We start from the raw sequence: 12,140 nt of genomic DNA, 5'->3' as shown, positions 1-12,140 counted from the left end.
ATGTGATCCTGCAGGCCGTCACCGACGAACCCGCTGTCCCCACCGTGTCTGCCTCGCCGTCGGCCGCGGTGCCCTGGGTCGTCACCGCACGCAGCCGGGACGCCCTGCGCGCCCAGGCCGCCCGGCTGCTCGACCACGTCATGGAGCACCCCGAAGTCGCCCTCGCGGACACCGCGTTGGCACTGGCGACCACCCGGACACCGTTCCCCGGGCGCGCCGTCCTCGTCAGCGCCGACCGCGACGGGCTCACCGCCCAACTGGCCGCGCTGGCCCAGGGCGCGCCGCTGCCCGGCACGGTCACCGGCACCGCCCGCGGCACCGGCCGCACGGCCTTCCTGTTCACCGGACAGGGCGCCCAGCGTCCGGGCATGGGCCGCGAACTGCGCGCCGCCCACCCGGTGTTCGCGCACACCTTCGACGCCGTGTGCGAGCGCGTTCCCGGACTGCGCGAAGCGGTCCTGGGCGACGACCCCGAACCGCTGAACCGCACCGAGCACGCGCAGCCCGCGCTGTTCGCCTTCGAGGTCGCCCTGTACCGGCTGCTGGAGTCGTGGGGCATGCGACCGGACTTCGTCGCCGGCCACTCCATCGGCGAGATCGCCGCCGCCCACGTCGCCGGCGTGTTCTCCCTCGACGACGCCTGCGCCCTGGTCGCCGCCCGCGGCCGGCTCATGCAGGCGCTCCCGTCCGGCGGGGCGATGGCGTCGATCCGGGCCGGGGAGGAGGAGGTGCTGCCGCTGCTCGCCGGACACGAGCACGAAGTCGGCATCGCCGCCCTCAACGGTCCCGCCGCGACGGTCGTCTCCGGCACGCGGGAGGCCGTCGACCGGATCTGCGAGCACTTCGCGGCGGCCGGCCGGCGCACCACCCGGCTCCGGGTCAGCCACGCCTTCCACTCGCCGCTGATGGACCCGGTGCTCGACGACTTCCGGGCCGTCGCCGCCGGTATCTCCTACGCCGAGCCGAGCCTGCCCGTCGTCTCCGCCCTGACCGGCCGGACGGCGGACACGGGCCGGCTCACCGACCCCGAGTACTGGGTACGGCACGTGCGCGAGCCGGTCCGCTTCCACGACTGCGTGACCCAGCTGTACGGCCTCGGCGCCCGCCGCTTCCTGGAGGTCGGCCCGGACGGCCCGCTCACCACACTCGCCGAGTCGGCCCTGACCGGGGCGGAGTCCGCCGCAGCGGACGAGCCGGTGCTCGTGGCCGCCGTCCTGCGGGACAAGCCGGAGACCGAGTGCCTGCTCCGGGCCGTCGGCACACTGTTCGCACACGGCACCGACCTCGACTGGGCGGCGCTCCTGCCCGGCGCCCGCACCACGCACCTGCCCACCTACGCGTTCCAGCGGCAGCGGTTCTGGCTGCCGACCGTGGCACCGGCCGGTGACATCGGCGCCGCCGGACTGCGCGCGGCGGAGCACCCGTTCCTCTCGGCCGAGGTCGCCCGCGCGGGCTCGGACGACCTCCTGTTCACCGGACGGCTGTCCCTGCGCAGCCACCCCTGGCTCGCCGACCACACCGTCCTCGACCAGGTCATCCTGCCCGCCACGGGCTATCTCGACCTCGCCGTGCACGTGGGCGACCGCACCGGCTGCGGCCACCTGAGCGAGCTCACCCTGCTCCGCCCGCTCGTCGTGCCCGCCGAGGGCGCCGTGGACCTCCACGTCACCGTCGACGCCGCCGACGACCAGGGGCGGCGTGGCTTCGCCGTGTGGTCGCGGCCCGAGGCGGGCGACGGGGACTGGCAGCGGCACGCCCAGGGCACCCTCGCCCCGCAGCCCGCGTCCGCACCGGCCGACGACCTGACCGCCTGGCCCCCGCCGAACGCCTCCGTCGTCTCCGAGGGGGACCCCTACGAGGCCTTCGCCGCCGCCGGCTTCACCTACGGGCCGAGCTTCCAGGGCCTCGGCACCGTCTGGGAGCGCGGCGACGAGATGTACGCCGAGGTCGCGCTGCCAGAGCCGTACCGGCAGGACGCCGCACGGCACGTGCTGCACCCGGCACTGCTCGACGCGGCCGTCCAGACACTCCTGGTGGCACGGCCCGGCAGGCGGGACGACGACGGGGCCGCGGCGCCCATGCTGCCCTTCGCCTGGACCGGGCTGACCGTGCACGCCACCGGCGCGACCGCGCTCCGGGCGCGGCTGACCCCGGCCGACCACGACCACGGCTACCGGGTCCTGGTCACCGACACGACCGGCCGGGCCGTCGCCACCGCCGACGCGATCACCCTGCGCACGGTGTCCGCCGCCCCGGCCGTCGAGCCGGACCGGCCCGAACTGCTGCGCCTTGACTGGCAGGAGAGCCGCCCGGCCCCCGAGCCGCCCGCCGCGCGCACGGTGCGCTGGATCGTTCTCGGCGAGGGCGACGACCGGGTGGCCGCCGCCCTCGACGCGGCCGGCGTACACCTGGAGACCTACGCCGACCTCGAAGCCCTCGGCAAGGCCGTCGACACCGGCATGGCCATGCCCGAGGTGGTCATCGTCGCCGCCGAGCCGCGCCACCCCGACGGCCACCACATGCCCGAGGCGGTCCGCGGCCAGCTGTCCCGCGCCCACGAGCTGATGTGCGGCTGGCTCGCCGACGAGCGTTACGCCGACGCCCGGCTGGTGTTCGTCACCCGCTCCGCGGTGACCGCCCGCCCCGACACCGACACCCCGGACGTGGTCCTGCCGGACGTGACCGGTGCCGCCCTGTGGGGCCTGGTACGAGCCGCGCAGGCCGAACACCCCGGCCGCTTCCAGCTGGTGGACCTGTCCGGCGACTCCGGGAGCGACGACGCGGCCGCATCGGCCGCCGCGATCGCCTCCGGGCGCCCGCACAGCGCGGTCCGCGCCGCACGGGTCCTGCACCCCGACGCCGCACCCGCCGCCACCGGCGCCACGCCGGACCTCGCCGCGGGAACAGTGCTCGTCACCGGCGCCACCGGTACCCTCGGCCGGGCGGTCGCCCGCCACCTCGTCACCCGGCACGGCGTGCGCTCCCTGCTGCTCGCCGGACGGCGCGGCGCCGCCGCCGACAGCGCGGACACCCTCGTCGCCGAACTGACCGAACTCGGCGCCCGCGTGCGACTGGAGGCCTGTGACGTCGCTGAACTCGCCGACGTGGAGCGGCTGCTCCGCCTGCTGCCCGCCGATGCGCCGCTGACCGGAGTGATCCACGCGGCCGGTGTCACCGACGACGCCGTCCTCACCGCGCTCGACGGCACCCGCTTCGACACCGTGCTGCGCCCGAAGGCGGACGGAGCCTGGCACCTGCACCACGTCACGACGGCCCACAACCCCGCGGCGTTCGTGCTGTTCTCCTCGGCGGCGGGCACCTTCGGCGCCCCCGGCCAGGCCAACTACGCGGCGGCGAACGCCTTCCTCGACGGCCTGGCCGCCCTCAGGCGCTCACTCGGCCTGCCCGCGGCCTCCGTCGCCTGGGGGCTGTGGGGCGACTCCAGCGGCATGACCGCCCGCCTGTCCCAGGCGGACCGCGGCCGACTGGCCCGCGGCGGCCTGCGCCCCCTGGCCACCGAGGACGCCCTGGCCCTCCTCGACGACGCCCTCACCACCACCGACCCGGCGGTGATCGCCGTCGCCACCGGCTCGGGCCGTGCCGGGGTCCGGTCGATGCTGCGGCCGGCCGCCGCCCCGTCGCGGCGCCGGACCGTGGCCGGCCCGTCCGCGGCGGCCGCCCCGTCGCTCCTGGCCGGCCGTACCCCCGAGGAGGGCCGCGCCCTGCTGCTCGGCCTGGTGCGCGACCTCGCCGCCACCGTGCTCGGACACGCGAGCGCGGACGAGGTGGAGCCCGACCGGCTCTTCACCGAGCAGGGCTTCGACTCCCTCACCGTGGTCGAACTCCGCAACCACCTCGCCACCGCCACCGGCCTGAAACTGGCGCCGACCCTGCTGTTCGACCACGCCTCACCCGAAGCCCTCGCCGCCCATCTGCACGGCAGGCTCGGCGAGCGGGCCGCCCAGGACACCGGCCGGCCGGGCCCGGCCGCGGGCACGCCCGAGATCCGCGCCGAGGACACCCTCGGCGGACTGTTCAAGCAAGCCTGCCTCGACGACCGCGTCGACGACGGCTTCACCCTGCTCCAGGCGGCGGCACAGCTGCGCCCCACCTTCACCGCACCGGACGAACTGCCCGCCCTGCCCGGGGCGATCCGGCTTTCCGCCGGAGACAGTGCCGCGCCACTGGTCTGCTTCAGCTCCTACGTCGCCCTCGCCGGAGTCCACCAGTACGCCCGGTTCGCCTCCGCCTTCCGCGGCCGGCGCGACGTCTGGGCGTTGCCCACCCAGGGCTTCGGCACCGGAGAGCGGCTGCCGGCCACCCACGACGCCATCGCCGAGCTGCACGCCGACGCCGTACACCGCACCGTGGGAGACACTCCGCCGGTCCTGCTCGGCTCGTCCTCCGGCGGTGTCCTCGCCCTGTCCGCCGCCCGGCGGATGCAGGAGCGCGGCGCCGCACCGTCCGCCGTCGTCCTGCTGGACACCTACATGCCCCGCGCCGACTCCCCGTTCCTGCGCTTCTCCCAGCAGATGCTGGCCGGCATGTTCGAACGGGAGTCCCTGTTCGCGCACATGGACTCCGACCGGCTCACCGCGATGAGCTGGTACGTCGCGATGATCGGGGAGTGGGAACCGGGCCCCCTGGAGTGCCCCGTGCTGCTGGTGCGCTCCAGCGAGCCCCCCGTACCCGCGGAACCCGGTGAGGAGATGCGGCCCGAGGAGTGGCAGACCTCGTGGCGCCGCGCCCACACCGTCCTCGACGTCCCCGGCAACCACTTCACGATGATGGAGGACCACGCCCGCTCCACCGCCGAGGCCACCGACGCGTGGCTGACCGGCCGAGGCGCCTGACCGGCACCCCGTCCCGCACCCAGGGCCCTGCCCCTCCCGACGGTCGGCAGGGCCCTCGTGCCGGCGACCGCTGCGCCGAGGGCGCCGCCACCCCACCACGGACACGAAGGAAGGATCCGCCATGACGGCACCGCTGACCCTCGCGCACTCGCCCTGCCCCAACGACACGTTCGTCTTCCACGCCTGGACCGAGGGCCTGCTCCCCGACGCCCCCGGGACACGCCTCACCCTGGCCGACATCGACATCACCAACGGCCTCGCCCAGAAAGGCGAGTTGGACGTCCTGAAGGTCTCCTACGGCGTCCTGCCGCACATCCTGGACGACTACGCGCTGCTGCCCTGCGGCGGCGCACTCGGCCGCGGCTGCGGCCCCCTCGTCCTGGTCGCCGAGCCCACCGAACCGGCCGCCCTCGCCGGCGCCCGCGTCGCGGTCCCCAGCACGACGTCCACGGCCTACCTGCTGTTCCGGCTGTGGGCGGCCGACGCCATACCGGGCGGCGTCGGCGAGGTCGTCGTCCTGCCCTTCCACGAGATCATGCCCGCCGTCCGGGACGGCGCCGTCGACGCAGGACTCGTCATCCACGAAGCCCGGTTCACCTACGGCCGCTACGGCCTGCACTGCGCGGCCGACATGGGCGAGGAGTGGGAGAAGCACACCGGCCTGCCCATCCCGCTCGGCGCCATCGTCGCCCGCCGCTCCCTGGGTGAACCCGTGCTGCGCAGCCTCACCCACGCCGTCCGCGCCTCCGTCCGTGCCGCCTGGAGCGACCCCGACGCCTCCCGCGCCTACGTCCTCCAGCACGCCCAGGAGATGGAGCCGGACGTCGTCGACCAGCACATCGGTCTGTACGTCAACGAGTTCACCGCCGAACTCGGGACCGAGGGCCTGGACGCCGTACGCACGCTCCTCGACCGCTCGGCCGAACTCGGCCTGCTGCCCCGTGCCGCCGACGGAGCACTGGACACGATCCTCCACCTCTGAACGACGGCACCCGCCGCGGACCCGGGCGACAGCCGGGCTCCCAGCCGCCCCGGCAAGGCTAGAAGTTCTCTTAGAGCCCCCCGCCCACAGCCCAAAAAGAGGCGGCGCGCTTCCCATAATCGGCCCAGGGGACCGGCCCGGCACCGGGAGCGCCGCGGCCGGTCCCCGCGAGGCCACCGGGCGACCCGCCCGCCCCTCACCCGGCCCCGGCACCCCGTGGTGCCGGGGCCAACCCGATGTCCCACGCCCCACGGCGAGCCAGCGCGCCCGCCGCCGAAGGGAGACCGATTCCGTGAGCGAGGACAGGCTGCGCGAATTCCTGACCCGTGTCTCCACCGACCTCCAGCGCACCCGAGCCCGGCTGCGCCAGGTCGAGGGCAGGGCCACGGAACCGATCGCCATCGTGTCCATGAGCTGCCGCTACCCCGGCGGGGTCACCACCCCCGAGGACCTGTGGCACCTTGTCGACACGGGCACCGACGGCATCTCCGCCTTCCCGGACGACCGAGGCTGGGACCTCGACGCCCTCTACGACCCCGACCCCGCCCACGCCGGCACCTGCTACACCCGGGAAGGCGGCTTCCTCCACGACGCCGCCGACTTCGACCCGGCCTTCTTCGGCATGTCACCGCGCGAGGCCCTCGCCACCGACCCGCAGCAGCGCCTCCTCCTCGAAACCGTCTGGGAGTCCCTGGAGCGCGCCGGCCTGCGCCCGGCCGACCTGCGCGGCAGCGCCACCGGCGTGTTCGCCGGAGTCATGTACAACGACTACGCCACCCGGTTCCCCGAGCCGCCCCCCGGCGTCGAGGGCCACCTCGGCAACGGCAGCGCCGCGAGCATCGCCTCGGGCCGCATCTCCTACACCTTCGGCTTCGAGGGCCCCGCCGTCACGGTGGACACCGCCTGCTCCTCCTCCCTCGTCGCCCTCCACCTCGCGGTGCAGTCCCTGCGACAGGGCGAGTGCGACCTCGCCCTCGCGGGCGGCGTCGCCTTCATGTCGACCCCGGTCACCTTCCTGGAGTTCAGCCGACAGCGCGGACTCGCGCCCGACGGCCGCTGCAAGTCCTTCGCCGACACCACCGACGGCACCGGCTGGGGCGAGGGCGCGGGCGTCCTGCTCCTCGAACGCCTCTCCGACGCCCGCCGCAACGGCCACCCGGTGCTCGCGGTCGTCCGCGGCTCCGCCGTCAACCAGGACGGCGCGAGCAGCGGCCTCACCGCCCCCAACGGCCCCTCCCAACAGCGCGTCATCCGCCAGGCACTGGCCTCCGCCGGGCTCGCCCCGGCCGACGTCGACGCCGTCGAGGCGCACGGCACCGGCACCTCGCTCGGCGACCCCATCGAGGCCCAGGCACTCCTGGCGACCTACGGCCAGGACCGCGCCGCCGACCGCCCGCTCTGGCTCGGGTCCCTCAAGTCCAACATCGGCCACACCCAGGCTGCCGCCGGAGTCGGCGGAATCATCAAGATGGTCATGGCCCTGCGCCACGCCCGGCTGCCCCGCACCCTGCACGTCGACGCCCCCACGACCAAGGTCGACTGGACCGAGGGCAACGTACGCCTCCTCACCGAGCCGGTCGCCTGGCCGCCCGTCGACCGGCCCCGCCGCGCGGGCGTCTCCGCGTTCGGTGTCTCCGGCACCAACGCCCACGTCATCCTGGAAGAGACCCCGCCGACCGATACCGACCCGACCGACGCGACGGAACCGGAAGACACCGCCCCGGCCGCCGAACCCACACCGCCGCCGGTCATCCCCTGGACCCTCTCCGCCCGCACGGCCGACGCCCTGAGGGCCCAGGCCACCACCCTGCTCGACCACCTCGCCACACACCCGGACACCGACGACCGCGCCGTCGCCCGCACCCTGACCCACGGCCGCTCCCTGTTCGAACACCGCGCCGTCGTCCTCGGCACCGACCGCGACACCCTCGCCGAGGGCCTCAACACCCTTGCTGACAACGGCACATCGCCCGACGTCATGACCGCGACCGCCCGACGCGGCGGCAAGACGGCGTTCCTGTTCTCGGGTCAGGGTGCGCAGCGGTTGGGGATGGGCCGTGAACTGTACGAAGCCTTCCCGGTGTTCGCGGATGCCTTCGACGCGGTGTGCGCGTACGTGGGCGGCGAGTTGCGTGATGTCGTCTTCGGGGATGATGCGGAGCGGCTGGGTCGTACGGAGTGGACGCAGCCCGCGTTGTTCGCGGTCGAGGTGGCGTTGTTCCGTCTGGTGGAGTCGTTCGGGGTGCGTCCTGACGTCCTGATCGGGCATTCGATCGGTGAGGTCGCTGCTGCGCATGTGGCGGGTGTGTTGTCGCTGGAGGACGCCTGTGCTCTGGTCGTGGCCCGTGGCCGGCTCATGCAGGAGCTGCCGGCCGGTGGTGTGATGGTCGCGGTGGAGGCCGCCGAGGACGAGGTGCTGCCTCTGCTGGAGGCACGCGCAGGCGAGGTGTCGATCGCCGCGGTCAACGGCCCCCGCGCGATCGTGATCGCCGGTGCCGAGGCTGCCGTCGTCGAGGTCGCCGAAGAGCTGAAGGCCCGGGGTCGGCGCGCGTCGCGTCTGCGGGTCTCGCACGCCTTCCACTCCCCGTTGATGGAGCCGATGCTCGACGCGTTCCGCCGGGTCGCGGAGGGCATCAGTTACGGCGCACCGTCGATCCCGGTCGTCTCGAACGTGACCGGACAGCTTGCTGCGGACGGCGAGTTGGCGTCGGCCGAGTACTGGGTGCGGCACGTCCGCGAGGCCGTTCGCTTCGCCGATGGCGTGGCTGCGCTCGTCGCCGAGGGTGTGACGCGTTTCCTGGAGATCGGACCCGACGGCACCCTCACCGCCCTCGCCCGCACCGCTCTCGGAGACGGCGGCGAAGACGCTCTGTTCGTTCCGACGCTCCGCAAGGACCGGGACGAGCCCCGGACGGCGGTGGCGGCGCTGGCCGCGCTGCACGCGTCCGGCAGGCCCGTCGACTGGAACGTACTCCTGCCCGACACGTACGGGTGGTCGCAGCTGCCCACGTACCCCTTCCAGCGGCAGCGCTACTGGCTCGATCCCGTCGCGGACCGCACCGGAAGCCGAGGAGAACACTCGCTGCTCTCGGACGGGATCGGCCTCGCCGACTCCACCACCGTGGTGGCCACCGGACGTCTCTCCCCGCGCACCCAGCCCTGGCTCGGCGACCTCGCCACCGGCGGCGGCTCCCTCGTGGCGGCCTCCGTCCTCACCGACCTGGCCCTCCACACCGGACGCACCCTCGGCGCCCATCACCTCGCCGAACTGCGCGTCGACGCGCCGCTGCCGCTCCCCACGACCGGGGACATCGAGGTCCAGACGGTCACCGAGGCGGTACCGGGCGAGCAGCGCTGGACCTTCGCCCTGTACGCACGGCCGTACGAGCCGGACGCCGGCCCGTCCGACGACGCCCAGCCCTGGACCCGCCACGCCCACGGCGCGCTGGTCGGCGGCATCGAGGTTCCGACCGGTAAGGAACCTCACGCCGAGGTCGATGCCGCTGCCATGGCCTGGCCGCCGCAGGGCGCCGTGCCGGTCGACCTGGACGAGGCGTACGCCGAACTCGACCTTCCCGGCTCACGGGTACTGAAGGCAGCCTGGCGCCTGGGAGACGAGGTCTTCGCCGAGGCCGCCCTGCCGGAGACGGCGGAGGCCGAGGCCGCCAGGTTCGCCGTGCACCCCGCCCTCCTGGACTGCGCCCTGCTCATGCTCACGGCAGCCGACCGGCCCGTGCCGCGTCTCGTGAGCTGGTCCGGGCTCACCCTGCACGCGCGTTCCGCCGCGAGCGTGCGTGTGCACATCGTTCCGCGCTCGACGACGGAATGCGAACTCCGCCTGCTCGACGTCACCGGCGCCCCCGTCCTGACCGCTTCGACGGTCACCGTCCTGCCCTTCGACACGGACCGGATGCCCGGCTCCGTCCGGGGCCGCGGCAGCGACCTCTACTCCGTCACCTGGACCGCTGCCGAGGCCGGCAGCGAGAGGGAGCCGGTCGGGACCATGGTCCAGTGGAGCCCGGACGAACTCCAGGCCGTCCTGTCAGCTGCCTCGGAAACCACCTCGGACGCCCCGCACGCCGACCTGGTCGTCGTGCCCTGGACCACGGGTCACAGCGGCAGCGACGGCGGACTCGTACCCGACACGCACGCCGCGGCGCAGCGAGCGCTCTCCCTCGTTCAGCAGTGGCTCACCGACGCTCGTGCCGACCGGTCACGTCTGCTGCTGCTCACGCGTGGTGCGGTCGCCGCGCACCCCGGCGAGACCGCCACCGACCTGCCCGCCGCGACCGTGCGCGGGCTGCTGAAGTCGGCCGCGTCGGAGAATCCTGGGCGGTTCCTCCTCCTCGACAGCGACGCGACCCCCACCGAGGACCAGCTGAGCGCCGCGGCACGCTGCGAGAGCGACGAACTCGCCCTGCGTGACGGGCAGTTGCTCGCACCGAGACTCGTCCTGGTCACGGACTCCGGGCAAGGACCCACCACACCCGACATCCCCGCCTTCTCCGAGGACCGGACCGTACTCGTCACGGGCGGCACCGGCACCGTGGGCTCCGCCACCGTCCGTCACCTGGTGACCCGGCACGGCGTACGGCACCTGCTGCTCGTCACCCGGCGCGGCCCGCAGACACCGGGCGCGGCCGAGTTGGTCGACGAACTCGCCGCCCTCGGCGCCCGCGCCACCGTCGTGAGTTGCGACGTGGCCGACCGCGACGCTCTCGCCGACGTCCTGCGCGACATCTCGCCCGAGCACCCGCTCGGCGCCGTGGTCCACGCCGCCGGCACGCTGGACGACGGCGTCGTGACCTCCCTCACCCCCGAGCGACTCGCCTCGGTGCTGCGAACCAAGATCGACGCGGCGGTCCACCTCCACGACCTCACCCGGCACCTCGATCTGTCGGCCTTCGTGCTGTACTCCTCGGCCGCCGCCACCTTCGCGGGCCCCGGACAGGGCAACTACGTCGCCGCGAACGCCTTCCTCGACGCCTTCGCCACCCGACTGCGCGCGGACGGGCGCCCGGCGGTGTCCATAGCCTGGGGCCTGTGGGCGGCCGACAGCGCCATGACCAGCGGCCTTGCCGACGCCGCGCAGGACCGCGCCACTCGCAACGGCATCGGCGCGCTGCCCACCGACGACGCCCTCGCCCTCTTCGACCGTGCCCTGCCCCACACCGCCGGCCCCCCGCTTCCGCTCCGTCTGGACCGCGCCGCACTGCGCCGGGCCGCCGACCGGCTGCCCCCGTTGCTGCGTTCCCTCACGGGCCGCCGCACTCTGCGCGAGGCCGCGACACGTCCCGCCGCCTCCCCGCTCGGTCTCCTCGCTCTGCCCGAGTCCGGCCGCCGGGAAGCGGTGAACACCCTCGTGCGGACCACTCTGGCCGGTGTGCTCGGGCACGCTTCCGACACTCGGATCCGCCCCGACACGCCGTTCACCCAGCTGGGCCTCGATTCCCTGACCGCGCTGGAACTGCGCAACTCCCTCAGCCACGCGACCGGCATACGTCTGCCCGCGACCCTGGTCTTCGACCACCCCACACTCGAAGCCGTCACCGAACTCCTCCTGACCGAACTCGCCCCGGCCACAGGCCCGTTCACACAGGCGGACACCACCGCCGGCAGCCTCTCCGAGCCCGCCGCCCTCGCCGACGATCCCCTCGCGATCATCGGCATGGGCTGCCGCTTCCCGGGCGGCGTCGAGACCCCGGAACAGTTCTGGGAACTCCTCCTCCAGGGCGAGGACGCCATCGGCGACTTCCCCACCGACCGCGGCTGGGACAACCTCACCGCATTCGACGACCTGAACGGCACCGGCACGGCCCCTGGGTTCGTCCGGCAGGGTGGGTTCCTGTCGGGTGTGGGTGGGTTTGATGCGGAGTTTTTCGGTGTGTCGCCGCGTGAGGCGTTGGCGATGGATCCGCAGCAGCGGTTGTTGTTGGAGGTGTCGTGGGAGGCGGTGGAGCGGGCGGGGGTTGATCCTCGGTCGTTGCGGGGGAGTCGTACGGGTGTGTTCGCGGGGACGAACGGTCAGGATTATCCGGCGTTGTTGGGTATGTCGGAGGGTGACTTCGGCGGGTATGTCGGTACGGGTAACGCGGCGAGTGTGGCGTCGGGCCGGGTGTCGTACGTGCTGGGTCTTGAGGGGCCTGCCGTCACGGTCGACACCGCCTGCTCCTCCTCCCTCGTCGCCCTGCACCTGGCGGCCCAGTCCCTGCGCGCGGGCGAGTGCTCGAAGGCCCTTGTCGCAGGCGTCACCGTGATGTCAACTCCCGCTGCCTTCGTGGAGTTCGGTCGTCAGGGTGGTCTGG

The 12,140-nt window shown here is 74.0% G+C and carries 3 protein-coding genes; all 3 read left to right on the top strand.

Features of this window, described 5'->3' with window-relative positions; translation table 11 throughout:
* The first annotated feature begins 44 nt into the window (after positions 1 to 44).
* Positions 45 to 4,853 (top strand): SDR family NAD(P)-dependent oxidoreductase, encoded by a 4,809-nt coding sequence (locus BIV25_RS45075; RefSeq protein WP_143076830.1) that lies wholly within the window; start codon positions 45 to 47, stop codon positions 4,851 to 4,853.
* A gap of 121 nt (positions 4,854 to 4,974) precedes the next feature.
* Positions 4,975 to 5,835, top strand: coding sequence for a 1,4-dihydroxy-6-naphthoate synthase (locus BIV25_RS45070; protein ID WP_071378410.1), 861 nt, complete (start codon positions 4,975 to 4,977; stop codon positions 5,833 to 5,835).
* Between the two features lie 292 nt (positions 5,836 to 6,127).
* Positions 6,128 to 12,140 (top strand): type I polyketide synthase (locus BIV25_RS53945; protein ID WP_256257207.1); only part of this gene is annotated, 6,013 nt, incomplete at its 3' end.

This window comes from Streptomyces sp. MUSC 14 (assembly GCF_001866675.1).
In the GTDB taxonomy this organism is placed as follows: Bacteria; Actinomycetota; Actinomycetes; order Streptomycetales; family Streptomycetaceae; genus Streptomyces.
Note: the sequence above shows the minus strand (reverse complement) of the source record. Positions and strands in the feature narration are given on the sequence as shown.

What these genes read in the sequence shown, in the direction of transcription:
- BIV25_RS45070 (WP_071378410.1), top strand. Translation starts at nt 4,975, where the DNA reads ATGACGGCACCGCTGACCCTCGCGCACTCGCCCTGCCCCAACGACACG.